This window comes from Ruminococcus sp. YE282, assembly GCA_900101355.1.
GTDB lineage: Bacteria > Bacillota > Clostridia > Oscillospirales > Acutalibacteraceae > Ruminococcoides > Ruminococcoides bromii_A.
Window position 1 is genome coordinate 1 of the sequence record FMUV01000033.1, and the last position, 26,843, is coordinate 26,843.

Annotated in this window: 31 protein-coding genes, 3 tRNA genes, 2 rRNA genes and 1 pseudogene; 36 read left to right on the top strand and 1 reads right to left on the bottom strand. The window is 39.9% G+C overall.

Annotated elements, in window-relative coordinates; translation table 11 throughout:
* The 34 genes from BLP46_RS09640 to mobP3 all read left to right on the top strand — a co-directional run.
* Positions 1-202, top strand: a 23S ribosomal RNA gene (locus BLP46_RS09640); the annotation flags it as partial.
* Positions 203-287: 85 nt separating this feature from the next.
* Positions 288-363: transfer RNA gene (locus tag BLP46_RS09645), tRNA-Lys, on the top strand.
* A gap of 56 nt (positions 364-419) precedes the next feature.
* Positions 420-494, top strand: a tRNA-Glu gene (locus BLP46_RS09650).
* A gap of 42 nt (positions 495-536) precedes the next feature.
* Positions 537-653 (top strand): 5S ribosomal RNA (gene rrf / locus BLP46_RS09655).
* Between the two features lie 341 nt (positions 654-994).
* Positions 995-1,070 (top strand) — tRNA-Asn (locus tag BLP46_RS09660).
* 100 nt (positions 1,071-1,170) lie between these two features.
* A complete protein-coding gene (locus BLP46_RS09665) occupies positions 1,171-1,365 on the top strand; it encodes a hypothetical protein (RefSeq protein WP_092978523.1) in 195 nt (64 codons plus the stop codon).
* Between the two features lie 6 nt (positions 1,366-1,371).
* Complete coding sequence (locus BLP46_RS09670; RefSeq protein WP_092978524.1) at positions 1,372-1,962, top strand: hypothetical protein; 591 nt, start codon at positions 1,372-1,374, stop codon at positions 1,960-1,962.
* Between the two features lie 279 nt (positions 1,963-2,241).
* A complete protein-coding gene (locus BLP46_RS13100) occupies positions 2,242-2,403 on the top strand; it encodes a hypothetical protein (RefSeq protein ID WP_167669240.1) in 162 nt (53 codons plus the stop codon).
* A gap of 78 nt (positions 2,404-2,481) precedes the next feature.
* Positions 2,482-2,799: a DUF4314 domain-containing protein gene (locus tag BLP46_RS09675; protein ID WP_502685992.1), complete on the top strand. Its 318-nt coding sequence runs from the start codon at positions 2,482-2,484 to the stop codon at positions 2,797-2,799.
* 42 nt (positions 2,800-2,841) lie between these two features.
* Entirely contained in the window at positions 2,842-3,426 is a 585-nt protein-coding gene (gene dcm, locus BLP46_RS13355) for a DNA (cytosine-5-)-methyltransferase (protein WP_318259571.1), read from the top strand.
* Complete coding sequence (locus tag BLP46_RS13360) at positions 3,353-4,057, top strand: DNA cytosine methyltransferase (protein ID WP_318259572.1); 705 nt, start codon at positions 3,353-3,355, stop codon at positions 4,055-4,057. The genes dcm and BLP46_RS13360 overlap by 74 nt, the downstream gene beginning before the upstream one ends.
* A 170-nt stretch (positions 4,058-4,227) precedes the next feature.
* Entirely contained in the window at positions 4,228-5,181 is a 954-nt protein-coding gene (locus BLP46_RS09685; protein ID WP_092978527.1) for a DNA adenine methylase, read from the top strand.
* Complete coding sequence (locus BLP46_RS09690; protein WP_092978529.1) at positions 5,171-5,365, top strand: hypothetical protein; 195 nt, start codon at positions 5,171-5,173, stop codon at positions 5,363-5,365. The genes BLP46_RS09685 and BLP46_RS09690 overlap by 11 nt, the downstream gene beginning before the upstream one ends.
* Positions 5,365-5,652, top strand: a complete 288-nt coding sequence (locus BLP46_RS09695; RefSeq protein ID WP_092978531.1) for an AbrB/MazE/SpoVT family DNA-binding domain-containing protein — start codon at positions 5,365-5,367, stop codon at positions 5,650-5,652. Before BLP46_RS09690 ends, BLP46_RS09695 begins: the two co-directional genes overlap by 1 nt.
* An 18-nt stretch (positions 5,653-5,670) precedes the next feature.
* Complete coding sequence (locus BLP46_RS09700) at positions 5,671-6,069, top strand: SpoVG family protein (protein ID WP_092978532.1); 399 nt, start codon at positions 5,671-5,673, stop codon at positions 6,067-6,069.
* 92 nt (positions 6,070-6,161) lie between these two features.
* Positions 6,162-7,139: a restriction endonuclease gene (locus BLP46_RS09705; protein ID WP_092978534.1), complete on the top strand. Its 978-nt coding sequence runs from the start codon at positions 6,162-6,164 to the stop codon at positions 7,137-7,139.
* Between the two features lie 94 nt (positions 7,140-7,233).
* Positions 7,234-8,019 (top strand): hypothetical protein, encoded by a 786-nt coding sequence (locus BLP46_RS09710; protein ID WP_092978536.1) that lies wholly within the window; start codon positions 7,234-7,236, stop codon positions 8,017-8,019.
* Between the two features lie 60 nt (positions 8,020-8,079).
* Positions 8,080-8,676 carry a hypothetical protein gene (locus BLP46_RS09715; protein WP_092978537.1) on the top strand — a complete coding sequence of 199 codons (597 nt, stop codon included), beginning with the start codon at positions 8,080-8,082 and terminating at the stop codon, positions 8,674-8,676.
* Positions 8,677-8,760: 84 nt separating this feature from the next.
* Positions 8,761-13,116, top strand: a complete 4,356-nt coding sequence (locus BLP46_RS09720) for a SpaA isopeptide-forming pilin-related protein (protein WP_092978539.1) — start codon at positions 8,761-8,763, stop codon at positions 13,114-13,116.
* Positions 13,116-13,466 (top strand): DUF7768 domain-containing protein, encoded by a 351-nt coding sequence (locus BLP46_RS09725; protein WP_092978540.1) that lies wholly within the window; start codon positions 13,116-13,118, stop codon positions 13,464-13,466. The genes BLP46_RS09720 and BLP46_RS09725 overlap by 1 nt, the downstream gene beginning before the upstream one ends.
* Positions 13,444-13,788: a DUF3852 domain-containing protein gene (locus BLP46_RS09730; RefSeq protein ID WP_092978542.1), complete on the top strand. Its 345-nt coding sequence runs from the start codon at positions 13,444-13,446 to the stop codon at positions 13,786-13,788. The genes BLP46_RS09725 and BLP46_RS09730 overlap by 23 nt, the downstream gene beginning before the upstream one ends.
* 50 nt (positions 13,789-13,838) lie before the next feature.
* Complete coding sequence (locus BLP46_RS09735; protein ID WP_318259575.1) at positions 13,839-14,780, top strand: conjugal transfer protein TrbL family protein; 942 nt, start codon at positions 13,839-13,841, stop codon at positions 14,778-14,780.
* 20 nt (positions 14,781-14,800) lie between these two features.
* Complete coding sequence (locus BLP46_RS13570) at positions 14,801-15,073, top strand: hypothetical protein (RefSeq protein WP_092978544.1); 273 nt, start codon at positions 14,801-14,803, stop codon at positions 15,071-15,073.
* Positions 15,074-15,676 (top strand): hypothetical protein, encoded by a 603-nt coding sequence (locus BLP46_RS09745; RefSeq protein WP_092978546.1) that lies wholly within the window; start codon positions 15,074-15,076, stop codon positions 15,674-15,676.
* On the top strand, positions 15,663-16,481 hold the full coding sequence (gene srtB / locus BLP46_RS09750) for a class B sortase (RefSeq protein WP_167669241.1): 819 nt from the start codon (positions 15,663-15,665) through the stop codon (positions 16,479-16,481). The genes BLP46_RS09745 and srtB overlap by 14 nt, the downstream gene beginning before the upstream one ends.
* Before the next feature lie 15 nt (positions 16,482-16,496).
* Entirely contained in the window at positions 16,497-18,335 is a 1,839-nt protein-coding gene (locus BLP46_RS09755) for a VirB4 family type IV secretion system protein (protein ID WP_092978549.1), read from the top strand.
* Between the two features lie 86 nt (positions 18,336-18,421).
* Complete coding sequence (locus BLP46_RS09760; protein ID WP_092978550.1) at positions 18,422-19,147, top strand: caspase family protein; 726 nt, start codon at positions 18,422-18,424, stop codon at positions 19,145-19,147.
* A 145-nt stretch (positions 19,148-19,292) separates the two neighbouring features.
* On the top strand, positions 19,293-20,333 hold the full coding sequence (locus BLP46_RS09765; protein WP_092978552.1) for a hypothetical protein: 1,041 nt from the start codon (positions 19,293-19,295) through the stop codon (positions 20,331-20,333).
* Positions 20,334-20,347: 14 nt separating this feature from the next.
* Complete coding sequence (locus tag BLP46_RS09770; RefSeq protein WP_092978554.1) at positions 20,348-20,587, top strand: DUF6103 family protein; 240 nt, start codon at positions 20,348-20,350, stop codon at positions 20,585-20,587.
* Entirely contained in the window at positions 20,584-21,609 is a 1,026-nt protein-coding gene (locus tag BLP46_RS09775) for an amidoligase family protein (RefSeq protein ID WP_318259576.1), read from the top strand. The genes BLP46_RS09770 and BLP46_RS09775 overlap by 4 nt, the downstream gene beginning before the upstream one ends.
* A gap of 15 nt (positions 21,610-21,624) precedes the next feature.
* Positions 21,625-22,158: a gamma-glutamylcyclotransferase family protein gene (locus tag BLP46_RS09780; protein ID WP_092978555.1), complete on the top strand. Its 534-nt coding sequence runs from the start codon at positions 21,625-21,627 to the stop codon at positions 22,156-22,158.
* Positions 22,155-22,553: a hypothetical protein gene (locus BLP46_RS09785; protein ID WP_092978557.1), complete on the top strand. Its 399-nt coding sequence runs from the start codon at positions 22,155-22,157 to the stop codon at positions 22,551-22,553. Before BLP46_RS09780 ends, BLP46_RS09785 begins: the two co-directional genes overlap by 4 nt.
* A 352-nt stretch (positions 22,554-22,905) precedes the next feature.
* Entirely contained in the window at positions 22,906-23,307 is a 402-nt protein-coding gene (locus tag BLP46_RS09790; RefSeq protein WP_092978559.1) for a CopG family ribbon-helix-helix protein, read from the top strand.
* Between the two features lie 3 nt (positions 23,308-23,310).
* Positions 23,311-24,729 carry a MobP3 family relaxase gene (gene mobP3, locus BLP46_RS09795; protein WP_092978561.1) on the top strand — a complete coding sequence of 473 codons (1,419 nt, stop codon included), beginning with the start codon at positions 23,311-23,313 and terminating at the stop codon, positions 24,727-24,729.
* Positions 24,730-24,765: 36 nt separating this feature from the next.
* Here the strand turns inward: mobP3 and BLP46_RS09800 are convergent, their stop codons facing one another.
* Positions 24,766-25,128, bottom strand: a complete 363-nt coding sequence (locus BLP46_RS09800) for a hypothetical protein (protein WP_092978563.1) — start codon at positions 25,126-25,128, stop codon at positions 24,766-24,768.
* Positions 25,129-25,336: 208 nt separating this feature from the next.
* Between BLP46_RS09800 and BLP46_RS09805 the strand changes: the two genes are divergently transcribed.
* Both BLP46_RS09805 and BLP46_RS13365 read left to right on the top strand, forming a co-directional pair.
* On the top strand, positions 25,337-26,254 hold the full coding sequence (locus tag BLP46_RS09805; protein WP_092978565.1) for a DUF3991 and toprim domain-containing protein: 918 nt from the start codon (positions 25,337-25,339) through the stop codon (positions 26,252-26,254).
* Positions 26,236-26,843 (top strand): annotated as a pseudogene (locus BLP46_RS13365) (type IV secretory system conjugative DNA transfer family protein); the annotation flags it as partial. The gene BLP46_RS09805 and the pseudogene BLP46_RS13365, both read left to right, overlap by 19 nt.

Consider the following 26,843-nt stretch of genomic DNA (forward strand, 5'->3'; position numbering starts at 1 on the left):
TCACGCCAGTGGCACAGCTGGGCAGCTATGTATGGATCGGATAAACGCTGAAAGCATCTAAGCGTGAAGCCGACTCCAAGATTAGATATCCCATCGTTTTAACGAGTAAGACCCCTTGTAGACTACGAGGTTGATAGGCTGCGTGTGTAAGTGCCGTGAGGCATTCAGCTTGGCAGTACTAATAGGTCGAGGGCTTGACCATATTTCTTTGGTCTTTATGTTTTGTTTCTCTTTATTTCTTCTTTATTCAGTTTTCAGGGCGTTTCCTGAGTACGAAAGTACAGTATGCACCATTAGCTCAGTTGGTAGAGCACCTGACTCTTAATCAGGGTGTCCCGGGTTCGAGCCCCTGATGGTGCACCATAAAAGGTATTTCAAGGGGCTTAAAGAAAAGAGCCCCTTGTGAAGACCTCACAAATGGCTCGTTGGTCAAGCGGTTAAGACTTCGGCCTCTCACGCCGACAACGCGGGTTCGATTCCCGCACGAGTCACCAAAGTGCGTAAAAGGCAAGAAGCTTAATATATACAAATTAATAGTTGGTGTTGATGACGCTGAGGGTCCACCTGTTCCCATACCGAACACAGAAGTTAAGCTCAGTAGTGCCGAAAATACTTGGCTGGCGACGGCCTGGGAAGATAGGAAGACGCCAACACTTTGCATTCACCCTTTGGGGTGTTTTGCTATATTTTCCTCCATAGCTCAGTCGGTAGTGACTACGTACATTTAAGTACCTGACACTGGACTGAATTTAGAGGATAAACTTATCTAACTTGCATAAAAAGTTCTTTCAGAAATGTTGGAATTTTGTACATTCCTCCATAGCTCAGTCGGTAGAGCGAGTGTACAGAAATACACCGGAAACTATTGCTTAGTTAGAGGAAACAACCAAATATATTATTTAAGTCCACTACCGGAGACTTAAGTAACAAAAAAGATTACTCTTTGTGCAGTCTTAACAAAAATCTTTGGCAAAACCCAAAGAAAATTGTATATTCCTCCATAGCTCAGTCGGTAGAGCGCATGACTGTTAATCATGATGTCACTGGTTCGAGCCCAGTTGGGGGAGCCATAAGAGCAGTAAGTTGTTTCTTGCTGCTCTTTTTCATTTTTTTACGCATAGATCATATACTATTATAGGGGTGATTTATGTTATGAAGGAGGCAGAAATTATGAGTAATTCAACTAAACTTCTAGATGATGAAAAAATTTTTGTTGAAGAAATAAAAATATATATTGAAGCATTAGAAGAACAAAGTAGATTATCTCAAGAGATTGCTTTAATTGAAGCTAGAAAAGCATTAAAAAGAACAGGAGTTATTGCAAAAAACGGCAAAACTAAAAAGAAAATAGTAACATGGGAGTAAAATTATATGTATAGGAAGTTACCTAATCTTGTATTAGGCTTTCATGGTTGCCATCGTGATGTTTTTAAAAATGTAATTTATGAGGGACAGTCTTTAAAAGCAAGTTCAAATTCATATGATTGGCTTGGAAATGGTATTTATTTTTGGGAACAGAATTATGAGAGAGCTTTTGAATGGGCAAAAAATAGATATGATGAGCACGGTGCTGTGATTGGAGCAGTAATAGATTTAGGTTATTGTCTCAATCTTACAGATAGTTCTAGTGCTGAAGTATTAAGGCAGGGATATAAGATTTTAAAATTCAGGTGTGATTTATTAAATATAGATCTTCCTGTAAATCGAAAATCCAAGAAATCAAAAGATGTTTTGTTAAGAGATTTAGATTGTGCGGTTATTCAGCAAATTCATGATTTTAATACTCAAAATTCTATGCATAGTTTTGATTCGGTTAGAGGAATTTTTACTGAAGGATTACCTGTCTACCAAGGCTCAGAGTTTCTTGAAAAAACACATGTACAGCTTTGCATTTGCAATCCTAATTGTATAAAGGGATATTTTAATCCTCTTTCAAAAAATGATGATTATGATTTACCTTAGTATTGTTAATTCTATTTCTTTTATTGCAGGTAACTGATATTCATAATGAATATTTCTTCATGTTTTGATAGATAGCTTAGAGAAAAATCATATAAAAAACTAGAGTTATAAGTTCTAAGAAGGAAAAAGCATTCACTTAATAAAACTTAATATTGATATACAGAGTTGAAGTTATAAGTATATAATTTCGGCTCTTTTTTTATTTGGCAATCGTTTTAAATTTTTGATTAAAACGGTTGCCTTTTTTTATTTACAAAAAATTTGAAAGGAATGATTGATATGTATTTTACCGACACACCTGAACTCAGGAAATTTGAAAGAGAGATGCGTCAGAAACCTAATTTTGACAAGCGTAACGATGATTGCGATGAAAATAATGAGGCTCATTTCTCTGACAACCAAAAACTTAAAACAGACAGAAATAAAAAAGAAGGAGGTTGATTTTATGACAATAAAAATCAGGAGCCCTACTCAAAAAAACAATGCAATTAAACAACTTAACTTTAGGAGATGCATAACTTGAACGAATATGAAAGACAGCGCAGAATGGCTGAAAGTACAAAGAAATTGTATCCTCCGGGTACAAGAATTGAGCTTATCAGTATGAAGGACCCTTACGCACCTGTTCCGGCAGGCACAAGAGGAACTGTAAAATTTGTTGATTCAATGGGAACGATTTTCCCTGAGTGGGACAACGGTCGTTCACTTGGTGTAGTTCCCGGTGGGGATTCATTCAGAAAGCTCACACAGGAAGAAATCGAAACGGAAAACCAATCCTCATCTGAAGTTGAAGATGAAACTCCTGATGAGGATAACGGAATGACTATGAGAATGTGAGGTGAGTTTTAATCTATAAATCTTCGTTTGGAATGAAGATTTATGGCTATCAAATTTTTTGATATGTTTGCAGGCATCGGCGGTTTCCGTTCAGGACTTGAAGCCATAGGCGGTTTTGAGTGCGTCGGATACTGCGAAATCGACAAGTATGCAAAGCAGGCATATGAAGCAATGTACGATACGGGAGGTGAACTTTACTTTGATGACGCAAGAAAAATTGTACCCGAACAGTTACCCGATTTCGACCTTCTTGTTGGAGGATTTCCCTGTCAATCCTTCTCAATCGCCGGAGCAAGAAAAGGATTTGACGATACAAGAGGAACGCTGTTTTTCGAGATTGCTCGAATTACTGCCGTTAAAAAACCTAAGTATCTCTACCTCGAAAATGTTCCCGGTCTGCTTAACCATGACTCAGGCAAAACATTTGAAACAATCCTCCGTACATTGGATGAGTTGGGGTATGATGTGTGCTGGCAGGTACTTAACAGCAAAAATTTCGGAGTTCCCCAATCACGAAATCGAGTGTTCATTATCGGCTATCTTAGAGGACAATGTGCCGGAGAAGTATTATCTTTCACGCAAACAAGCGGAAAAGCTCTTATACAAAGAAAAGCCAACGCAGGGTGAGCGAATCTACTCATCAAAAGGACTAAGCTGTACTCTTACAAGCGGCTCGGGCGGTTTCGGCGGCCATTCGGGACTTTATCTTATTGAAGATACTGAAAACTTTGGATTGCCGATAAAATCTAAGACCAAAGACGGTTATCAGATTGCATATCCTGGTGACAGCATTGATACTGCTTTTTCTGGACAGAACTCAAGACGAGGTCGAGTAGGAAGTCAGGTAGCGCATACTCTGACAACTTCTGCAACGCAGGCGTATTATTTCATAGACCTGAACCCCGATTCGAAGCTGACTGAAATTGCAAGGTGCATAACTGCAAGGCAGGATTCGGGAATCAGTAACCGAAAGGCTGAGCATTCAGGTGTATTCGTTGAAAGCACAATTTTTACAGATGATGAAAAATTTGCAGTAGCCTTTATTGAGCCAAACGGAGAAGTCCATATCGGAAGAATCAGAAAGCTTACTCCAAAAGAGTGCTGGAGATTACAGGGCTTTACGGACGAGCAGTTCGACAAGGCAAAAGCGACTGGACTATCCGACAGCAGGCTTTACAAAATGGCAGGAAATGCTGTGACAGTAAATGTAATTTCTGAAATCGGTAAGATTATCAAGAAAGTAAACGATAAAAATTAAATAACAACAACTAATATCAATCGTTCCTAACGACTGATATTGGTTTTCATATATAAGCCGTTGGTTGAGTTAAAAACTTAATCAACGGCTTTTTGTCGTTTCAGGGGCGATTGATAAATTCATAAAGGCTTGATTTGGAGGTGGGATTTATTAAAACCCCTGTGAGTTGGATGGGAAACAAAACTTCCGTCCTTCATATTTTGTACGCCCTGTTTCCTCTGAATTACGAAAGGTATATTGAACCTTTCGGAGGTTCGGGTGCGGTGCTTTTAGGCAAGAAAAAACCTGATAAATTTGAAGTGTATAACGATTACAACCACAATCTTGTAAACCTCTTTCGCTGTATGCGTGACAGACCTTTGGCTTTCATAAAAGAGTTGGGATTCTATCCTCTAAATTCAAGGGATGATTTTAATGCAATCAGGGATTTCTTCAGACAGGAGAAGTTTGAGGATAAGTACCTTGATGAAGAATTGGAACTGACGAAGATTATCCTGCCTGACTTGAAAGCAGAAGAAATCATAGAGCTATATGTCAGAATGAAACAGGACTACGATTTGCGCAGAGCCGTAATGTTTCTTAAACTCTTACGATACAGTTATTCAAGTGGCGGAAAATCATTTGCCTGTCAGCCATTTTTAGTAGTGAGCCTGTTTCAACTGATAGAGCAAGTGGGAAAAAGACTTGAAAATACTGTGATTGAAAATCAGGATTTCGAAGTTTTAATAAAGCATTATGACCGAGAAAATGCCTTTTTCTACTGCGATCCGCCTTATTTTTCAAGTGAGTATGTTTATCAGTGCGGTTTCACTTGGGATGACCATCAGAGGCTGAAAAACACACTTGCAAATTCAAAGGGCAAATGGCTTGTGTCATACAACGATTGCACTGAAATCAGAGAGTTATATGACGGTTACTCATTTTTTGATTTCACAAGGCTTCACAATATGAAACAGCGAATCAATCCAGGCGAGCAATTTCCCGAACTGCTAATCAGCAACTACGATATGTATGAAAGGCAGAGAAACAAGCCGTTACAGTTGAGCCTGCTTGATTTAACCACCGAACAACAAATTGATTTAGAACAAATTTTGAAGGAGTGTATTATTAACAATGGAAAATAGAATTTATGTAAGCATCCCGCTTGATGCCCTTATTGTATCAGGAATCACATCCGACTGTGCTGTGCAGATTTCAGCCGTGGACGGAGCAATTCTGATTGAGAGGTGCAATGATGATTGCGAAGAATGTTGTGACTGCATATGCGATGAGTGCAGATCAGAGCTTGCGGAAAGCGAGGTCGAGTAATGCTAAAAATATACAGAGTCCTCGGTAAAAAAGGAAGAATTACAATCCCTTTTGAAATCCGTCAACGAATCGGATTCAGATACAACGACGTGCTGTCGTTTACGGAGCTTGATGACAGCTCGGTAGTTGTCAGGAAAGAGAAAATCTGCGACAACTGCAAATACCTTGAAGAAGATTTTGAGGAAAATTTCACACTTGAAGATTTCATTGACAGCCTGTCCGAGGAAGAACAGAGAAACGCACTTTTACATCTTTCTCTGCTGTGGGCAGAAAAACAGAAATACTAAATCGGAGGTAAATTTATAATGGCACAGAATACAAATTTCAAAGGAAACAAAAACAACAATCAGAAAAGGAAACTGCCGTATATCAAGGTAAGGATTGATAAGCTCGTTGATGTAGAAGATTGCAACACAAAGGCGTTTGCAAGCGTTACTGTCAGCGGTGCGGTGGCAATTCATGGAATCAGAGTGATGAACTCAAGAAAAGGCTTATTTGTTGCAATGCCTGCAAGTAACTATGTTGACGAAAACGGCGAAACAAAGTTCAGCGAGATTGCTCACCCGATTTCAAAGGAGTCAAGAGATATGCTAAACAGCAAGGTTATGGAAGCATATCATCAGGAACTTGATGAACAGCAGAGCGAAGATGAATCCGAGAATATGTCGGAAGATGAATCGGAAAGCTTTACGCAGAGTATGTAAATTGGTTGACCATCGTTTGGGAATAGAGTATAATGTTTCTGTAATCTTCTTACTGTTTGAATTTACAATAATATAAAAGGCAGAAATGACAAATGAATGTAAATAATTTTATTACCTTTAAAAATGTTGTTGAAAAAATTTTTAATGATGAAGCTGGGTATTCTGTAGAGCATAATTCTCCTTGTAATGATACTGGATTTGATTTTGTAGCTAAAAAAGATGAAAATATCTTTTGTGTTGAAGTAAAATATTCTCAAATATCAGATAATGCAATAAAGCAACTACTTTATTATGCGCAAAAAGCTGAAATGAAACCGATGTTAGTAACAGCCTATTGTATTGAAGAAGAAAAAAGAAAGAATTATGAAAGCAAACATCCGAACTTAATACTGCTTGATATAAGCAATTTGTTATTTGCAGTACAATATAATACCGAGTTGCGTAATGAATTAGTTGCTTCTTTATCGTACACCGTAGATAATATTGAGCCAAAAGAAAGTTTTCTTATAAATGATAGTGCTCAGCATAATGATTATACAGAGTCATTAATTAAGGAAATGAATCTCTGTAGAGCAGGATCGCAAATGGCAAGAGATTATGAAATACTTTGTTGTAAGCTTTTAGAGAATATATTTTCGGATGATTTAGCATTATGGAAAGAGCAGCAAACATCAAATAAACGACTTTACAGAATTGATCTTCTTTGCAGAATTAAAGATGGCAATCAAAAAACATTTTGGTCTATTATTGAAAGATATTTTAATTCCAAATATGTGGTTTTTGAATTTAAAAACTATGGAGAGACAGTTACTCAAAATGAAATTTATACAACAGAAAAATACCTCTACTCAAAAGCTTTGAGAAGCGTAGGAATTATAATATCAGCAAATGGTTATGATGAAAATGCTTATTGGGCGGCAAAAGGTTCATTACGAGAAAATGGAAAACTTATCTTGTTATTGGACACGAATGATTTGATAGAAATGAATCAAATGAAATTAAAGCAAAATGATCCATCAGTATATTTATTAGACAAATTGGACGAACTGCTTTTAGAATTAGAAAAGTAAAGTTTGTTAATTAACATCAATTTTCATACTTTATAAAACTCTGGACATTTTAAATTCTTTGGATATACTTGTTGCTTGAAAGGACGGCGATAGTATGAAAAAGAAAATCGCAATAATGTTATCATTGATTTTAGCAACAGGAACATTCACAGCTTGTTCAGCAGAAGAAAAAGTAAATGATGATATTAAGACATCCGTAGTTTCAAAGGCTGCGGATGTTTCTGTATCCGAGGAAACTTCTGCACCGACAAACACCTTATCAATGGCAGAAAAGGAAATAACAGAAACCGCCGAAAAAGCCACAGTTTCTAAAGAAACAGAGCCTTCGGGACAGAATACCAAAACCGAAGAAAAAGCCGACAGCGGGCAAAATTTGGCGGTTGTTTCGGCAACGGATCCAATTAAGAAAACACAAACAGAGGTTCAGAACAACAACAGGAATACAGCGAACAGTAATCTGCAAAAATCGGAATCGACTGCTAAAAAAGAAACTGAAACTCCTGCTCAAAAGCCTGTTGAAAAGCTAAAACAACCGCCAATGAAGAAACCTACAGAAAAGCCAACACAGAAACCTACGGAAAAGCCTACGCAACCGCCTACCAAAGCAAAAACGGTTGATGTTCATTATGCGGTGAGTGCCTGCATAGCCTACGGTCAGCAACTTGGAATGAAATATGATTCCTCACTGAATACAGGCAACGCAAGCTGGTTCTCACCCACAAACGCATCATACTATGACAGCACTTCGGAACTGACGGCAGATTGCTACGGCGATGTTGAGTATGTAGCCTACTACTACCAAAGCAGTGGCATAGCTCCGAGCGACTTATCATTCAATGTAATCACAGAAAACAACAAAATATATGTAGTTTATTGCTAAGTCAAGTTTAGACAGCACTCTTAATCGGGTGCTGTTATTTTTTTGAAAGGAATGATCTCAATGAAAATAAACCAAATAACTCTAACCGATCTCCGCCTTATGAACGGAAAGGAAGGACTCATTTTGCAGGGCTGCGGCGGTGAAACACGGGAATGGGTTGACGGCATCAATAAAATGCTCACGGACAAGGGAATACTTCTTGACGATACAAAGTTTGAGAATGTTTCAGTGTTTAAGAGTGACGGCGTTACCTGTATTCTCTATCCATTTGAAGATGTCCACCTTGATATCGGCAAGCTTGCAATGTGGCGGTTGCAGTCATATACAGCCTTTGCAGGAATGTGGCTGTCCGATTATGTGGACAACAGGCTTGGTGGTTTTGAACCTGAGCAGAACAAAGCTGAAAAGGTCAAACCCGACTGTGCTTTGATAGGGACTAATGGAAATGTGTTTGCCCTACTTGGTATGGCAAGCCGTACACTCAAGCAAAACGGTATGACTGACGAGGCAGAAATGATGTGCGCTCGAATCAGGGGTGCAGAAAACTACTGCGAATCGCTGAACATTATCGGCGAGTATGTAAATATCACAGACGGCAGTGAGCAGTCTGATGATATAGATGAGGATTTTGATGAAGGGCAGGCGATGAAATTATGATTTACTTTATCTGAAAACGGAATAATTTATCAGCAGGCAGAGTCAAAGGACTTTGTCTTATTTTTTTGAAAAGAGGTATTTTTTATGAACAAATTAATGTTAAACAAAAAATTCACAAGAATAACGGCACTTTTACTTGCGGTGACAGTAATATTCGGAACAATGTTTGCACTCCCCGTAAGTGCGGCAAGCGGTGATAAGGTGACAATCACCTTTGATTACTGTTATGACAGCACAGGCAACATAATTAAATTTCAGCAGACAACAGTCAGTGACGGCTACACGGTCGGAACTCCCGGCGAAGAGCTGTGCAAGATTTTTGCAGACGGAAAAGAAGCCTACTGCATTGAACCCGGTCATACGCTCTATTCAGGAAATACGCTGACAGAAAGTGCTTCAACTGTCTGGAAGAATTTAGGCTCGGCAAAGCAGAAAGCAATCAATCTTGCTCTGCTTTACGGCAAACCCGGTTCAGGGAAAAGCTTAAGCGGAACAGAGGATCAGAAATGGGTGGCAACTCAGCTGATTGTATGGGAGTTTGTTTCAGGATGCCGTTCTACAAGCGAAGGCTATAAATGCACAAATACAAAGTTCATTGACGGTATATGTGCAGGCGGAGCAAATCCCGGAGTTAAGTCGGTTTACAATGCAATCTCAAAAAGCCTTGCAAATTACTCAACCGTTCCAAGCTTTGCATCAGCAATTGCTTCAAAGACTGAAACCTATGAAATGAAGTATTCAGACGGAAAGTACACTTTAACCCTTACCGACAGCAACAATATTCTTTCGGATTTCAGTTTCAAAACCACAAGCGGAATTTCCGTTTCAAAATCCGGTAATAAGCTGACATTAACTTCAACTTCGCCTGTCAATGATGCAGTAACATTCAACTCTGCAAAGTCAATGCCGAGCGTAGGAAATACAACACTTATTCCATATGGTGATGCAACTTTGCAGGATGTAATCACGGGTGTTGAAAACGACGCTGACCCGATAAGGGCATATTTCAAGGTCAAAACAAGCTCGGGCAATCTCAAGCTTATTAAAACCTCCGAGGACGGCAATGTTGCAAATATTGAGTTTACTGTCAAAGGTGAAAACTATAGCAAAACTGCAAAAACCAATTCAAAGGGCGAATTTGAATTAACCGACCTTGTTCCCGGAAGTTACACCGTTACCGAAATTACAGACAGTAAGTACGAAACGCAGAAATCGCAGACTGTTAAGGTGGAAAGTGGAAAGACTGCAACGGTGACTTTTGAAAATGTCCTCAAGAAAGGCAGTCTTGAAGTCGTAAAAACAAGTGAAGATAATTACAACGAGGGCGTTAAATTCCACCTTTACGGAACTTCACTCAGTGGTGCAAGCGTTGGTTTGTATGCAACAACAAATGCTGACGGCATTGCAAAATTTGAAAATGTCCTTGTAAGCGGAGATACTCCCTATACACTTGAAGAAGTTGATACTGCCGAAAGATATGTTGTTCCCAAAACACAGACTGCATCTATTGAGTGGAACAAGGTAACGCAGAGGTCATTTGACAATGTTTTGAAGAAGTGGAATCTGACTGTTACAAAAACAGACGCTGAAACAAAGTCTGCACAGTGTGATGCAACGCTTGCAGGAGCAGTTTACGGCATCTATGATAACGGCAAGCTGGTTGACAAATACACCACCGATAAAAACGGCAGATTTACAACCTCTTATTATATTTGCGGAGATAACTGGACTCTGAAAGAAATTGAGCCAAGCGAGGGTTATCTGCTTGACGAAACCGAATACCATATCGGTGCAGAAGCAAAGAAATACACCATTGAAAACAACAGCGTTTCAATGGGTGTTACCGAAGATATACTGAAAGGAAAAATTGCAATTATCAAGCATACCGATGACGGCAGTACAAAAATTGAAACTCCCGAAAAAGGTGCAGAATTTCAGGTGTATCTGAAATCGGCAGGAAGTTACAGCAAGGCAAAGGAAACTGAAAGAGATACTCTTATTTGTGATGAGTACGGCTTTGCAGAAACAAAGAATCTGCCCTACGGAACATACACAGTTCATCAGACCAAGGGTTGGAACGGTACGGAGTTCATTGCCGACTTTGATGTGTTTGTAAATGAGGACGGCAAAACCTATAAATATCTCATCAACAACGCTTCACTTGAAAGCTATGTAAAGATTGTAAAGGTTGACAGCGAAACAGGCAAACAGATTCCGTATGCAGGCGCAGGCTTTCAGATTTATGATCCTGACGGTAAGCTCGTGACTATGACCTACACCTATCCCGAGGTTACAACCATTGATACCTTCTATACAAATTCTGACGGTTACCTTATCACACCCGAAACCCTTCCCTACGGCAAAGGCTATTCAGCCGTTGAAGTGCAGGCTCCATACGGATATATCCTCGACAGTACACCTGTATATTTTGATATTACGGCAGAAAACACAAGCGAAGAAAACGGCGTTACAATCGTAAAAACCGAGAAGAAAAATACTCCGCAGAAAGGCACAATTACCGTAGAAAAAACAGGCGAGATTTTCTCGAATGTAACTGCAATTGGCGGTGGATATACTGATGAAAACGGAAATGATATTACACTTCCGACCATCTATCAGCCTGAATATTCTTTAAGCGGTTTGTCAGGTGCTGTCTTTGAAATCTATGCTGACGAGGAAATTACAACACCTGACGGTACGGTAAGAGCAAAGAAAGACGAGCTTGTCGCAACTCTGAAAACAAACACGAAAGGCACAGCAACAAGCAAACAGCTTTACCTCGGCAAATACCGTGTTGTTGAAACCGTTGCTCCGTATGGAACAGTTATCAATCCCGAACCTCATACGGTTGAACTCACCTATTCAGGACAGAATGAAAAGGTGACTAATACCTCAACCTCATTTACAAACGACAGGCAAAAGGTTGAAATCGACCTTACAAAAATTCTTGAACAGGACGAAAAATTCAACATCGGCAGTAATGACGAAATTCTGAATGTATCATTCGGACTTTACGCTGACGAAGATTTAAAGGCTTCAAACGGAACGGCGATTCCAAAGGACGGACTTATTGAAATAATCTCTTGTGATGAAAAAGGCAAGGCGAATTTCACAACCGACCTTCCGATTGGAAGTTACTATGTTAAGGAAATCAACACAGATAGCCACTATATCCTCTCCGACAAAAAATACCCAGTTGTATTTGAGTATGTAGGTCAGGATACAGCGACTGTTCATATCTCTGTAAATGACGGTGAACCGATTGAAAATGAAATCATCTACGGCACAATCAAAGGCTTGAAGATTGACCGTGAAACAGGCGAAAATATCGCAGGCGCATTATTCGGATTGTATAATGCAGAGGAAAAAGAATTTACAGAAAAAACTGCCATTCTGACATCCGAATCAAATGAGGACGGTATTTTCACTTTTGAAAATGTTCCCTACGGTAAATATATTGTCCGTGAGTTAAAGCCTGCAGAGGGTTATCTGCCAAATGAAGAAAACTATCAGGCGACAGTTTCAGAAGATGAAGAAGTTATTGAAATCACAGTTGAAAACGATAAAATACCTGAACTTGGAACTACTGCAACTATTGACGGCAAAAAGGAAGTCGGCGCAACGGAAGTGTTTACTCTTGAAGATGTTGTAGATTGCAAGCACCTTGTACCCGGCAAGGAGTACACGGTTAAGGGCGTTCTTATGGATAAGGCAACAGGAAAAGAACTGTTGATTGACGGCAAGAAAATCACCTCTGAAGTTACATTCATACCTGATGAACCGTCAGGCAGTGTAACAGTAGAATTCACCTTTGACGCAAGATATATCAAGGAAAATACTGACATTGTCGTTTTTGAAAGCCTTTACAGCGAGGATAAGGAGCTTGCCGTACACGCCGACATTGATGACGAAGGTCAGACCGTAACTATCAAAATTCCTGAAATCGGAACAAAAGCAAGTATAGACGGCAAAAAGGAATTTACAGCTAACGGTGACATTACCATTGACGATGTTGTTTCCTACAAAAACCTCACAGCAGGAAAGGAATACACAATCAGCGGTGTGCTTATGGACAAAGCAACAGGCAAGGCATTCCTTGTTGACGGCAAAGAAATCCGCTCTGAAGTAACATTCACACCCGAAGTAGCAGACGGCGAAGTAACAGTATCCTTTACCTTTGACGGCTCTGCAATTACCAAAGATACAGAAATCGTTGTGTTTGAAACTCTCTATCGTGATAAAACGGAAATTGCTGTTCATGCTGACATTGATGACAAGGATCAGACTGTAACAATTTATCCGCAGCCTGAACCCGAAAAACCGCAGACAGGCGACAATTCAAATCTCGGTTTTTGGATTGGTTTAGGTGCAGTTGCGCTTGGCGGTCTTGTTTCTGTGGTTATCATCAAAATCAAGAAAAAAGATGAGGACGACGAATAATGCACAGGGCGTATATCTGTTCGCCATTAGGCGGTAATGTATCTGCAAATATTGAAAACGCAAAACGATATGCCCGATATGCGTTAGAATGCGGTATGGCTCCGTTCATACCGCATTTTTATGCGCTGATTTTAGATGACAGCAACAAAGAAGAAAGAAACATAGGTATGCTTGCCGGACTTTCGATGCTTTGGGTGTGTGATGCGGTCTGGGTTTTCGGTGATGAAATAACCGAGGGCATGAAAACAGAGATTCGCTTCGCCGAAAAGCTGAACATCAAAGTCAGGTATATATCGGAGAATGATCTAAGAAAATCGGAGGTAAAAAATGATAAATTTAAGAAAAATTAAGTTATTGAAGTGGATAGCAGGAATATCAGTAATACTGTTAATGTTCGGAATATCGGCAGTAACAGTCTTTGCCGCAGGCGATGTATCATCAGCCATTGAAAGCACATGGACGGCGGCTCAAACACAGATAAAAAGCGTTGTAAACAATGTTGTCTTTCCTGCAGTAGATATGATTCTTGCTATACTTTTCTTTGTTAAACTGGCTACGGCTTATCTCGATTACCGCAAGCACGGACAGTTTGAGTTCACCGCGCCGGCAATTCTTTTCGGCTGTCTTGTATTCTCTCTGACAGCGCCGCTATACATCTGGACGGTTCTCTGATAACAATAAAAACAAGGCTGTTGTGTTGAGTCATAACAGCCTTTTGCGAGGTGATTTATATTTTTGATTGGTTAGGAGATTTTATCGGTGGAATCGGCAGTGCCATAGGCGGTGTGTTTGATTACCTCGGTGAACAAATCTCAAATGCTATATGGAACACAATGTTACAGTGGTTCTATGAAACGATTTACAACGCTGTTGCAGACTTCTTCACGATGATGGGAAATATGGGAGCAGATGTGTTCGACCTTGAATGGGTGCAGGCGACAATAAATCTGTTTACGCTGTTCGGCTGGGCATTGTTCGTCGCAGGCACGGTTGTTGCGGTGTTTGATGTGGCTATTGAATATCAGAACGGCAGAGCGAATATCAAAACAACTGCAATTAATGTGCTTAAAGGTTTCTTTGCCTGTTCGCTGTTCGGTGTTGTACCTGTGGAACTGTATAAATTCTGCATCAGCCTGCAAAACACATTTTCAAAGGATTTGTCATCCATAATGGCAGGACAACAAAGCGTTGATTTAGCCGGACAAAGCACAAGCGTATTAGAGGGCAGTTTTGCAGTCGCAAACCAGACAACATTCGGCTTGCTGAATCTGTTATGCCTGATAGCTTTTGCCTACTGCGTAATAAAGATATTTTTTGCGAACATCAAGCGTGGAGGAATTCTGCTCATTCAGATGTCAGTAGGTGCGCTGTATATGTTCAGCGTTCCGAGAGGTTATCAGGACGGCTTTAATCAGTGGATGAAACAGATAGCGGCTCTTTGCCTGACGGCATTTATGCAGACAACATTATTATTTTTAGGACTTCTCACATTTCCGAGTAATATGTTACTTGGTTTAGGAATAATGCTTGCATCAAACGAAGTTCCGAGAATTGCACAGCAGTTCGGACTGGATTCATCGGTTAAGGTGAATATGACGAGCATTGTTCATGCAACTACCACTGCCGTTAATCTGACGAGAAGTGTTGCGAGGGCGGCTAAATAAATGAAAGGAATTTAAAGATTATGACAACTTACCTATATCCGCAAAATCTAAAATCTACCGCCAATCTGTGGCTGTGGAGCTTGCGGGATTTTGCAATTATGAGCATAGCACTTTTATTATCAATCCTGATACTTGCACAGACAAGGATAATAGTACCGCTTGCAGTGACACTCTGTTTCGGGTTTTTGTCAATACGGCTTGAAGATACAACCATTCTGGACTTTATCCGCTATGCTGTGAAGTATTTTATATCAACTCAACAGACTTATTTTTGGGCAGAAAGGGGCAAATAAATGAAAAACAAGCAAAAGAAAACAAAGCAAAAAGGCAAATCAGTACAGGACTTGCTGGGAATAAAAACCTTTACGAAAAACGGCTTAAAGGTCGGCAAGGAAGAACTCATTTTCTATATGGTTCAGCCGACCAATATTTCCGTACTTTCTCACACGAATATTGAAATCAAGGTACGCCACCTGATGATGGTACTTTCTGCTGTGCCGGATATTGAAATTACCTGTACCGATTCCTGCGAGTGCTTCGATACGAACAAAAGCTATATCAAAGGCATAATTGAAGCTGAACAGAATGAAAAGGTAAGGAGAATTCTCGCTAAAGACCTTGACTTTCTCGACAGTATTCAGACCGAAACCTCAACCGCAAGGCAGTTCCTGTTCATTGCAAGGTGTAAATCTTCAAAATCAGAAAATGTTTTGCAGAAAGCAAACAGGGTTGAAAAAATCATTTCAGATCAGGGATTTGAAGTAACCCGAATGAAGAAAGCAGACATCAAGCGTTTTCTTGCAATCTACTTTGAGGCGAGTATGAACGGCGATTTGATGCCCGACTATGACGGCGAGCAGTATTTTGAAAAGGAGCAGACCTATGAAGAAACATAAAGGAAAAATCCAAACGGGAATTGTGATATGCATATTTTCAGTAATTATAATTGCTTGTCTGATTTCGATATTTTCAAGGCTCTATGCCGAAAACAAGGAAAAGGAAGAATTCAGACAGCTTGCAGAAGTCGTTACTGAGGAAACAACAGATGTAACCATTGAAGGAACAATTAAAAAGCCAAATCTGTTAAAAGTCAGTGCTTCGGTTGATGAATTTCAAACTGAACAACCTGTGTATTGCACAACTTACTATCAGCCACACTCTGTTTCCGATTTACTGTCGATGAATTCTGAGTGTTTCGGCTGGATAAGCATATCAGGCACTAATATCAATTACCCTGTTATGCATACACCAAGCAATCCGCAGAAGTATCTGAACAAAAACTTTTACGGAGAGTACAGCTATAGTGGTACTCCGTTTCTTGATGCAAGGTGTTCAGTCGACAGCACCAATCTCATAATCTACGGACACCATATGAACAACGGCACTATGTTTGCAGAACTTTACAAATATACCGATTATTCATACTTTACGGAACATCCGACAGTTGTGCTCGAAACGAAAGACGGAGTATTTGCGTACTCTGTCTTTTCAGTTATGAAAGTAAAATCCGATAATGATTGGTACAAATTTATAACAACAGATTTGGATAAAACCTATCAAAGATGGGTCAGTTATGCAAAAACAAAATCTCTGTATAACACAGAAATCACACCTGTTTACGGTCAGCAGATTCTAACGCTTTCAACCTGTTACGGCTACAATCAGGATGACCGCATACTTGTGTTGGCAGTCCGAAATTAAAGGGGGGTAAAAATTATGGGACTATTCAATAGAAAACCAAAGGTGCTCACACCCGAACAAGCAGAAGAAATCTACACCAAAGATTTCTTTGATATGATTCTGCCGTCAACAATAAAATTCTTGACGGACCACTACATTGTCGGTGACTCATACCGCAGTGTATGGGCGGTCAGAGAATATCCGCCGTCAACTGAAGAACAGGCAATACTCTCACAACTTGCAGACAGAAACGGAGTAACTCTCCGCATATATCACAGACTTGTTGAAAGTATGGAACAGCGTAAAATCATACAGAATGCCACACGCAAAAACAAGCTTAAATCAAGCGGTAACGATGTAAATGAAACCATTGAAGCACAGGGCAACTTGCAGGATGTTGTTACACTTATGGCAAACTTACGAAAAAACAAAGAACCGTTATTGCATTGTTCAGTATTTGTCGAACTAAAGGCAAAAAGTAAACAGAAATTAAAGGAGTTGCAAACCGATATTGCAATGGAGCTGACACGGTCAAAAATTGAAGTTGACCGTCTGACTTTACGGCAGAAAGAAGGCTTCTTGTCTGTAAACCCTATCGGCAGTAACCAGTTTGGAAGTTTGTATGAAAGAGTGTTACCTGCCTCATCTGTTGCAAATCTGTTTCCGTTTAACTTTTCAGGTAAGACAGACCCCAACGGCTTGTACATTGGCAGAGATAAATACGGAACTAATATCCTTGTTGACTTTGACCGCAGAACAGAAGATAAGACAACCTCAAATATCCTTATTCTTGGAAACTCAGGTCAGGGCAAAAGTTATCTTCTTAAATTGATTTTAACCAACATAAGAGAAAGCGGAAAGAAAATCTTATGCCTTGATCCTGAAGCAGAGTACGAGGATCTGACAAACGCCCTCGGCGGTTGTTACATTGATTTTATGTCAGGCAAATACAAAATCAATCCCCTTGAACCCAAAGCTTGGAATGACGGTCAGGCTGAGATTGACAAAGACGCACCGCCTGCATTTAACAAAGTAACCCGATTATCACAGCACATTGCATTCTTGAAAGACTTTTTCAGAACATACAAGGATTTCACAGACGCACAGCTTGATACAATCGAAATCCTGCTGATGAAGCTGTACGCACGATTCGGTATTACAGACGCAACCGATTACAGCACAAAGAAACCGTCCGACTTTCCTGTTATGTCTGACTTTTATGACTTGTGCGAAGAAGAATATATGACCTACGACCACAAGAGAAAGTATCTCTACACCGAAGAAATCCTGCAGGAGGTTTGTCTGGGTATTCACAGTATGTGTGTCGGTTCAGAATCTAAGTATTTCAACGGTCACACAAACATTACAGATGATAAATTCCTGTGCTTCGGCGTAAAAGGTTTGCTTGATACTAACAAAAGGCTCAAAGACGCAATGTTGTTCAATATTCTGTCGTATATGAGCAACAAACTTCTCGGAGAGGGAAACACCGTTGCATCAATAGACGAGCTCTATTTGTTTTTGTCTAACCTAACCGCCATTGAGTATATCCGCAACGCAATGAAGCGTGTCCGCAAAAAGGACTCAGCCGTAATTTTAGCCAGTCAAAACATTGAGGATTTCCTGATTCAAAATGTCAAAGAATACACAAAGCCCTTGTTCTCAATTCCTACTCATCACTTCCTGTTTTACCCCGGAAATATTAATCCGAAGGACTTTGAAGATGCCCTAATGGTAGAACCAAACGAGTATGCCTTAATCAAATTCGGTGAGCGTGGCACTTGTCTTTATAGGTGCGGTAATGAACGCTATCTTTTACTTGTTCAGGCTCCCGAATACAAATCCGAAATTTTCGGCAGTGCAGGCGGTAGGTAAAAATATTAATAGACATTTTTCCTAAAAGATGATATGATGATTTAAAAGATAGCTGATCGGTAAATTAGAATTTTACAGGGGTTATTATGTATAAGTTTTTGATACTTGCTAACAATGGGTCTTTATATTATCGAGATCCAAGGTGGCCCAAATACAATGTTGCATATTTGAATTGGTTCTTATCATTCACGGATTATGATGTCGTAGGTATACTAGACCAGCCAAGGGATGTTTTTGTAACCAAAACGGATGATTTTATTTCAAGTTTATCGCCAGATGATATAACTTTCATATATATGTCAGGCGTTGGCGGTAATCGTAATGGCATAAATGGATTCCTCCCGCATGAATATTCGAATATTGATGAAGGTATAATTGATATCAATGATATTTTAGATAAGTTTCAAGGAAAGCCCGTTATTATTTTCATCGATATCTTTTCACCCAGAACATCTTTTAGAAAATTTGATTTTACAGACTGCACTGTTGAAAATTGCTATATTGCATATAGTTGTTCAAATATGCAGTGGTCAGCTGGTGATGGAACAGCATTCACAGGAAGACTTATAAGGGCAATGTTTGGGCATTCGGGAGCAACCTTGTCTGATGCATTAGATTCGTTCCAAAAGGCGATGAATCAAGAGAGACAAACAAAAAGCAAGATAGCATGTGCACATAATAGTTTGCAGGATGATGTGAAGAAGGTATTCCTTCAGGGAGTGTTTGATAATCAGAATTATCAATTGCAAAAGGGTGAGTCAGACGATTTCTCGTGGATATACAATATGTGGCAAAAACTTAAAGGAGAATAGGAATTCATATTTTAATAAATTCACTTATATATAATCTGACAATTCCAATTTATCTATCAGCTTTATAATTCAATAAAAGCACACAATCCGATTGATTTTCTTAAATGAATTTCAATCGGATTTTTTGCGTTACGGAGGTGATTCAATGAGTGCTACCATAGGTGCGGCACTGAAGAAAATAGCAGTTGCCCTGCTCACAGACAAAAAGGTCATAAAAACAATAGGCGGTATAGTAATCGGCGTAATCATAATTGTGGTTATGCCGATTATTGCTGTTGTGTCAGTTTTCAACGGCAGTATGGATATTGACACCGACAAGCTGGGTAAGTCCATACAAGAAAATATCTCAGCCGAGCAGATGGAAAATCTACAGCTTATCAACGACACTATGACAGAGGTTGAAAATCAACTCAAAAGCAAAAAGCTGTCCGACTGCAACACACAGGCAGAGGTTATCTATCTGTTTTCTTTGTCTGACAAATCTAAGGAGAATGATTTTGTAAAAAACTTCGTTTCCTGTTTCAAGAAGAATCAGTCCGATGAGGATTTGATAAAAGCTGTCAATCAGAAATTCGGAACGGAGATTGAGTATGACGAGTTTCAGAAGATGATGCAGTCAATCAAGGGTGCGGAAATCAGCACCTCAGGCTTTACAGACAAGACCACGAAAAATAATCTCGACCTTGTCAAGTGGTGCGAGAACGCATACAAAAAAGGTTGGGGTTATGTTTACGGCGGTTACGGTCAGGTCTGCACTAAGCAATATCTCGATGGGCAGGCGAGTATGTTTCCCGGCAACAACGAGGCAGGCGGTGAAATGCGACAGGTCGGTGAGAAATGGCTCGGCAAAAGAGTATGCGACTGCATAGGCTTGATAAAATCCTATGCTTGGTACAACGCTGACAGCGGAGAAATTGTCGCAGGCTCAAACGGCTTTACCGACTGCGGAGCAAACTCCATTTGGAGCAATGTCACAGAAAGCGGACCGATTTCTAATATGCCCGATACACCCGGACTTGCGGTCTGGATGGACGGTCACATCGGAGTGTATATCGGCAACGGAGAAGTAGTTGAAGCACAAGGCACAGCCTACGGAGTTGTCAAAACTCAGCTTAACGGTAGAGGTTGGACAAAGTGGCTGAAGATACCTAATATCAAATATATAAATCAAAGCAATAAGAAATGACGAGGTGATTTTTTATGAAGAAAACAAGCGTAAGCATAATGTACGATGATGAAAAGCTGAATGCAATCAGGCTGTATATGTCACAGCGTGATTTGGACTTCAAGGAAGAGCTTGAAAAATTGGTTGACTCGCTGTATGCAAAATATGTTCCTGCAAATGTCAGAGAGTTCATTGATATGAAAGTATTGCAGACAAAACCGCCCAAACCCAAAAAGCCAAAGCCACAGGAAGAAAACACCGAGGTGGTAACTTGAAAAATCAGAATTTCGGAATAGAAATTGAAATGACCGGCATCACTCGCAGTACTGCGGCGAAAGTGATAGCCGGTTATTTTGATACAGAAGCAACTCATGTCGGCGGTTGCTATGACGCATATTCTGTTCGTGATAATGACGGCAGGATGTGGAAGATTATGCGTGACGCAAGCGTTCGTTGTGAAAATCGTTCGGGACAGAATGCAAGCTCTCTGTACTCGGTGGAATTTGTCACACCGATTTGTAACTATGACGATATAGAAACCATTCAGGAGTTAGTCAGAAAACTTCGTGGTGCAGGAGCAAGAGTCAACTCAAGTTGCGGTCTGCATTGCCACATAGACGCGTCAAGACATACCCCGAAAACACTGCGCAACATCGTAAATATTATGGCGGCGAAAGAGGATTTGCTATACAAGGCATTGAAAGTGAATGTTTCCCGTGAACATTACTGTCAGAAGATGGACACACGCTTTCTTGATGAAATCAATAACCGTCCGCCTATGTCAATGGAGCAGATAAAGTCAATGTGGTATGACGGCGAGGATTACAGCTACCGACATTATGATGACACTCGCTACCACGCACTGAATCTTCACAGCGTGTTCTACAAGGGGACAATTGAATTTCGTCTGTTCAATTCCACCTTGCACGCAGGCGAGGTAAAATCAGCGATTCAGCTTTGTCTTGCAATCAGTCATCAGGCATTGATACAGAAGTCTGCAAGACACGCTAAAACTGTATCGGATAATGAAAAGTACACTTTCAGAACTTGGCTTTTGAGGTTAGGTTTGATAGGTGACGAGTTCAAAACAGCTCGTCATCATCTGCTGAAAAATCTTGAGGGCAACATTGCGTGGAAGGATCCTGCACAGGCTGAAAAGCAAAAGGAAAGGCTTGCTCAAAAACGAGCCGCAGAACTTAATAATACAAACGAAAATATAAATATCAACGAACCCGAAGTCAATCCTGTTACAAATGATGAGCAGGAAGATACTTCGGGTTTTGTTATGAGTATGTAAGGAGAGAAATCTATTATGAGTAAAGAATTATACATTGCCTATGGCAGTAACCTCAACTTAAAACAGATGAAATACCGTTGTCCCACAGCAAAGCTTGTCGGCATTGGTGTAGTCGAAAATTATGAATTACAGTTCAAGGGAATGCCCCACTGCTCCTATGCGACAATCGTACCTTGCGTTGGCAAGTCCGTTCCTGTAGCACTATGGGAGCTTCAGCCGAGAGATGAAAAACTGCTTGACCGCTACGAGGGTTATCCCTCCCACTATTTTAAACAGGACTTACCTGTGAAATTGAATAGCGGTTCAGAACTTACTGCGATGGTATATATTATGAATCTGCAACAGAATTTCGGCTTGCCCGGCGCAAGCTACTACGATACAGTATCGCAAGGCTACAAGGATTGCGGTTTTGATTTAAAAGTTTTAAACGAAGCCGTAACTGACAGTGCAGAAAAGTTCTACGAAAGCCTTGAACAGAATAATTTGTTTGATTCACCTGATGATGACGGCGAAGATTTTACAAATGAGATTGGCGGTATGGCTTTATGAACGAGAGAAAGAAATTGAAAAAGCAACTCGCCGAAAAATATATTTTCAAAATGTATTTGTCGATGAACGATGTCAAGAAATTACTTTCCGAAAATCCAAAGGACAAGCACGACACTCTCTTTGCTTCACTCGCAGTCGGCTGTGTAAAAATCAATGCCGTTATATTTCCCACACCCGATAAAATGTTTTTTGGCTTTGACATTCTTGTAAAGGATACACCCGAGGGCGAGGAATGGATTTGCTACGACACTTTAAGTGATGAAATAAAACTCAGCTCACGCAGTATTGAGCAATCAATGTTCGATATTCTGAACCGTGAAGTCAAGGAGTACGGACTGTCATATACCGAGTGCAATTTTGAAGTGATAAACGGTAAATCAATAAAATCAGAATAACGGCGATATTCTCGCCACATTCGCCCTGTGTCGGCTTTTAAAGGAGAAGTCGGGAAAGTATCCGAAATCGAATAAAAGCCGAAATCGGGCGGTTTGTGACAAGGTGTGAAAAATCAAAGTTACGGCAATTCGGGCAGTTTTTCAAGGGTGGAATTTTAAGCAGGATAAAAGCGTATTCCGTTGCAGAGCAACGGTCGCCGAAACACACCGACCGGCAACGCCGTTCGGGGATTTTCAAAGGTGTTACTTTTTTAGCATTGTGTTACCGATTGTATTCTATACTGCCCGATTGTGCCGATTTCAAGAGATTTTTTCTGAATACCCGAAGTGTTACTGAAAGGAAAGGTGAAAAATGGACAACGACTCAAAGAGAATAGGACTGTATATCAATCAAGATTTACTCAAAGCCTGTGACAATATCATAGCGCAAACCAACGCAACATCACGAAGCGAATTTATTTCTGATGCAATAGAATTTTACATTGCGTGGCTAAACTCAAAGAATGTAAGTCGTGTGCTTACTCCTGCACTTGAATCTGTCATCAGTTCAAAAATTCTTGATACAGAGGATAGGATTGCAAGAGTTCTGTTCAAGCAGGGTGTAGAGCTTGCAATGCTTATGCATGTTGTTGCGGCGACCAATGATATTACCGAAGGACAGCTGAGAGATTTAAGAAAAATATGTGTTGATGAGGTCAAACGCAACAGCGGTAAATATAAGTTTGATGATGCAGTCAGATTTCAGAAAGGGTAAGCTATGCCGAGAATTATTATGAAATCACCGTACATCAAACCGAATTCAAAAACTCACATCGGAAATTATGTTTCCTATATTGCGACTCGTGACGGTGTTGAAAAGGCTGACAGCACACAAAAGTTTATGGAAGCGACAGAAAGACAAAAACAGATCATTAAGAAATTGCTTTCTGATTATCCCGACTCAAAGGACTTGTATGAGTATCAGGATTATCTTGATAAGCCGAACAGAGGTAATGCAGACGAATTGATTTTGCGGATTGCCGAAACCCATGCAGAGTTATTCGGTGACCGAGAAAAGTATGTAAGCTACATTGCACAGCGACCTAGGGTAGAAAAAGTATCTTCACACGGCTTATTTACTGATGACGGTGTGCCGATAGTTTTATCCAATGTGCAAAAAGAAGTTGCAGAAAGCAAGAGTAATGTGTGGACTCATATCATTTCTCTCAAGCGAGAAGATGCGGAACGGCTTGGCTACAACAATGCAAACGCTTGGATGAATCTCATTCGCTCACAGCGAAATATGATAGCGGAGAATATGAAAATCGCTCCTGAAAATTTCAGATGGTATGCGGCATTTCATAACGAGGGACATCATCCGCACATTCATATGATTGCATATTCCACAAAGCCCAACGAAGCGTACCTGACGGAAAAGGGCATTGAAAATATTAAATCAAATCTTGCAAAGATAATCTTCCGTCAGGACTTGATAAGTATTTATCAGAAGCAAACAGAGCATAGAGATAAGCTCCGAGCCGAGGCTCGTGACATTGTAGAGGATTTGGTTTCAAAGATTAACTCCGAAATATATATCAGCGCATCAATTCAGCATAAGCTGTTGGAACTTGCCGACAGACTTTCGAAAACAAGCGGCAAAAAGGTTTACGGTTATCTGAAGCCTGATGTAAAAGCACTTGTGGATTCTATTGTTGATGAGTTTGCCAATGACAGCAGAATTAAAAAGTTGTATGACCTTTGGTATGAGCAAAAGGAAAATACAATCCGCACCTACACGGATGAAATGCCTGACAGAATTCCTTTAGTCAACAACAAGGAATTCAAGTCAATCAAGAACGCTGTAATTAAGGAAGCAATGAAATTAATTCCTAACGAAGATGAAGTGGAATCAAGCGAGAATATTGATGACGAAGATGTTTCGGAATCGCTTGAAAATGAAGAAAACACCTCTGCCGAATCAGTCTTTGATTCAGGCAGAGGTGTTCTGTATCCTCGTTATTCAATTAAAACCAACCGAAACAGCGTTTCAGTTTCCTCTCTTTATCTCCTGCGCTACCTCTGCAATATAATCCAAAGTAGGCTTCGATTTGAAGAAAAGCAGAAAGCGCAAAGGACAGATAAAAAATTACAGCAGAAGATAAATGAGAAGAAAAGAGATCAGGGGTTGAAGATGTAAGCTTGATAAATTGGAAATCCACAACTTGCGAAACCTTTATTTCTTGTTTAGATGATCCTCGTAATCAGCTCTTGTAACAAGATATTTGTTCGAGTTATTAATAATTGTTTGGATAGTATTTTCGCTCATCCCTGCATTTTTCATAGCCGCAACAATTGCAATCTCCTTATTACTTTCACCAATTTCTATACCCTGAAAAATGATATCTCTAATTTGTTCAATCATTTTTTTATTTTCGATTTTTGATGCAGACGATGCAACCTCTTTAACTTTTGCCACCATTGAGTCTAATAATTTAGGTAAATTGGCATTAATGAAATCATTTCCCCAATTTGTCGCTGCTTGTTCGCTTGTTTCCTTAAAGGAATTGAACATTTTATTTCCTTTTTCATTTTCCATAAATCATTCTCCCATTTCAAATTCTATTTATCCATCAGTTGTTTTGCAATTATTATACCAAATATAAGTAAAAATGTCTATCAAAAATCAGCCTACCGCCAAGACATAGTTATGCCTAACCGCTGACAGGTGCCACCTGTCACAGTGATAAGAGAAGAACTACCCACTATAAGATATTACAGCAGAAAAGAAAAATATACACAAGGAAGTGATTACAATATCAACCTACATTCATTTTACAAAAGAACAGCGAGAGCAGGCAAGGCGAACAGACCTTGCCGCTTTTTTAATCGCACAAGGCGAAAAGGTCAAGCGGTCAGGTTTAGAATATGAATGGCTTGAAGGCTCGCAAAAGGTAACAATCAGAGGTCACCTCTGGTATCATCAGTACGAACAGAAAGGCGGAGATGCAGTTGACTTCGTCCGCAGATTTTATAACAAGGATTATGCCGGAGCGGTAGAAATGCTTTTGAATAACTGTGGCGGTCAAATCATAACATCACCACTCATAGAAAAAGAGCATAAACCTTTTGAACTGCCGCCGAGAAATGACAGAATGAGCAGACTTTTTTCTTATCTGCTGTTGACTCGTGGCATTGATAAAGATGTGCTGTATGAGTTCGTGAGAAACAAAATGATTTATGAATCTGCCGATTATCACAATGCGGTATTTATCGGTTACGATTCAAACGGTAAACCTCGCCACGCACACAAGAGAGGAACTGTGACGAGTAATCCATATAAGGGAAATGTTGCAGGCAGTCAACCTGAGTTCAGCTTTCATTGGCACGGTACAAGCGACAAGATATTCTTGTTCGAAGCTCCCATTGATATGCTTTCCTACATTTCAATGCATAAGGAAAATTGGCAAGAACACAGCTATGCGGCATCCTGTTCCGTTTCGGACAGGGTGCTTTTTCAATGTCTGAAAGACAATCATAACATCAGAAAAGTGTTTCTCTGCTTTGACAATGACGAGGCAGGACAGACAGCAAACAAACGCATAGCCGAAAAATTAAACTCAATGAATATCCGAAATGAAATCCTCATTCCAAACTACAAGGACTGGAACGAGGATATTTTAAACGGTGAAAGGACTGATGAAATATTCCCTCAGGTATTATAACTCTGATTATTGTAGCAGGTTCAATGTTTGCACTGTTCATAATAATTTCAACGGTCGGCAATTACTATTCCCTGAACCGCATAAAGAACAAGACGGTCGGACAAGGGCAATATGGTACAGCTCGTTGGGCGACTAAAAAAGAGATAAAGAGAACCTACAAGTACATAAATTTTCAGCCGAACAAGTGGAGAAAAAATCCGAAAAGCAGACCTACACAACAGGGAATCGTTGTCGGTTGTAAAAGCAGGACAATAGGTAGATTGATTAACCTTACTTATAAGGCAATTTATGCTTTCAGAAAATTCAGAAATCTGTTCAGGAAAAAGAAAAACAAAAAGGTAATCACACGAAAAGAACCTGTCAGCACCACAACAGCTATGGTTGATACAGGAGATGTTCACGCTCTGATGATTGGTGCGGCAGGTGTCGGTAAGACAGCATACTGGCTCTATCCGTGTATTGAATATGCCTGTGCAACGGGTATGTCATTTTTATCAACCGACACAAAGGGTGATGTAGTTCGGAATTATGGAACGATTGCAGAAAAGTATTACGGCTACAAAATTTCAGTAATAGATTTGCGTAACCC

Coding starts and splice junctions, on each gene's coding strand:
- BLP46_RS09665 (WP_092978523.1), top strand. CDS start 1,171: ATGAGTAATTCAACTAAACTTCTAGATGATGAAAAAATTTTTGTTGAA.
- BLP46_RS09670 (WP_092978524.1), top strand. CDS start 1,372: ATGTATAGGAAGTTACCTAATCTTGTATTAGGCTTTCATGGTTGCCAT.
- BLP46_RS13100 (WP_167669240.1), top strand. CDS start 2,242: ATGTATTTTACCGACACACCTGAACTCAGGAAATTTGAAAGAGAGATG.
- dcm (WP_318259571.1), top strand. CDS start 2,842: ATGGCTATCAAATTTTTTGATATGTTTGCAGGCATCGGCGGTTTCCGT.
- BLP46_RS09685 (WP_092978527.1), top strand. CDS start 4,228: ATGGGAAACAAAACTTCCGTCCTTCATATTTTGTACGCCCTGTTTCCT.
- BLP46_RS09690 (WP_092978529.1), top strand. CDS start 5,171: ATGGAAAATAGAATTTATGTAAGCATCCCGCTTGATGCCCTTATTGTA.
- BLP46_RS09695 (WP_092978531.1), top strand. CDS start 5,365: ATGCTAAAAATATACAGAGTCCTCGGTAAAAAAGGAAGAATTACAATC.
- BLP46_RS09700 (WP_092978532.1), top strand. CDS start 5,671: ATGGCACAGAATACAAATTTCAAAGGAAACAAAAACAACAATCAGAAA.
- BLP46_RS09705 (WP_092978534.1), top strand. CDS start 6,162: ATGAATGTAAATAATTTTATTACCTTTAAAAATGTTGTTGAAAAAATT.
- BLP46_RS09710 (WP_092978536.1), top strand. CDS start 7,234: ATGAAAAAGAAAATCGCAATAATGTTATCATTGATTTTAGCAACAGGA.
- BLP46_RS09715 (WP_092978537.1), top strand. CDS start 8,080: ATGAAAATAAACCAAATAACTCTAACCGATCTCCGCCTTATGAACGGA.
- BLP46_RS09720 (WP_092978539.1), top strand. CDS start 8,761: ATGAACAAATTAATGTTAAACAAAAAATTCACAAGAATAACGGCACTT.
- BLP46_RS09725 (WP_092978540.1), top strand. CDS start 13,116: ATGCACAGGGCGTATATCTGTTCGCCATTAGGCGGTAATGTATCTGCA.
- BLP46_RS09730 (WP_092978542.1), top strand. CDS start 13,444: ATGATAAATTTAAGAAAAATTAAGTTATTGAAGTGGATAGCAGGAATA.
- BLP46_RS13570 (WP_092978544.1), top strand. CDS start 14,801: ATGACAACTTACCTATATCCGCAAAATCTAAAATCTACCGCCAATCTG.
- BLP46_RS09745 (WP_092978546.1), top strand. CDS start 15,074: ATGAAAAACAAGCAAAAGAAAACAAAGCAAAAAGGCAAATCAGTACAG.
- srtB (WP_167669241.1), top strand. CDS start 15,663: ATGAAGAAACATAAAGGAAAAATCCAAACGGGAATTGTGATATGCATA.
- BLP46_RS09755 (WP_092978549.1), top strand. CDS start 16,497: ATGGGACTATTCAATAGAAAACCAAAGGTGCTCACACCCGAACAAGCA.
- BLP46_RS09760 (WP_092978550.1), top strand. CDS start 18,422: ATGTATAAGTTTTTGATACTTGCTAACAATGGGTCTTTATATTATCGA.
- BLP46_RS09765 (WP_092978552.1), top strand. CDS start 19,293: ATGAGTGCTACCATAGGTGCGGCACTGAAGAAAATAGCAGTTGCCCTG.
- BLP46_RS09770 (WP_092978554.1), top strand. CDS start 20,348: ATGAAGAAAACAAGCGTAAGCATAATGTACGATGATGAAAAGCTGAAT.
- BLP46_RS09780 (WP_092978555.1), top strand. CDS start 21,625: ATGAGTAAAGAATTATACATTGCCTATGGCAGTAACCTCAACTTAAAA.
- BLP46_RS09785 (WP_092978557.1), top strand. CDS start 22,155: ATGAACGAGAGAAAGAAATTGAAAAAGCAACTCGCCGAAAAATATATT.
- BLP46_RS09790 (WP_092978559.1), top strand. CDS start 22,906: ATGGACAACGACTCAAAGAGAATAGGACTGTATATCAATCAAGATTTA.
- mobP3 (WP_092978561.1), top strand. CDS start 23,311: ATGCCGAGAATTATTATGAAATCACCGTACATCAAACCGAATTCAAAA.
- BLP46_RS09800 (WP_092978563.1), bottom strand. CDS start 25,128: ATGGAAAATGAAAAAGGAAATAAAATGTTCAATTCCTTTAAGGAAACA.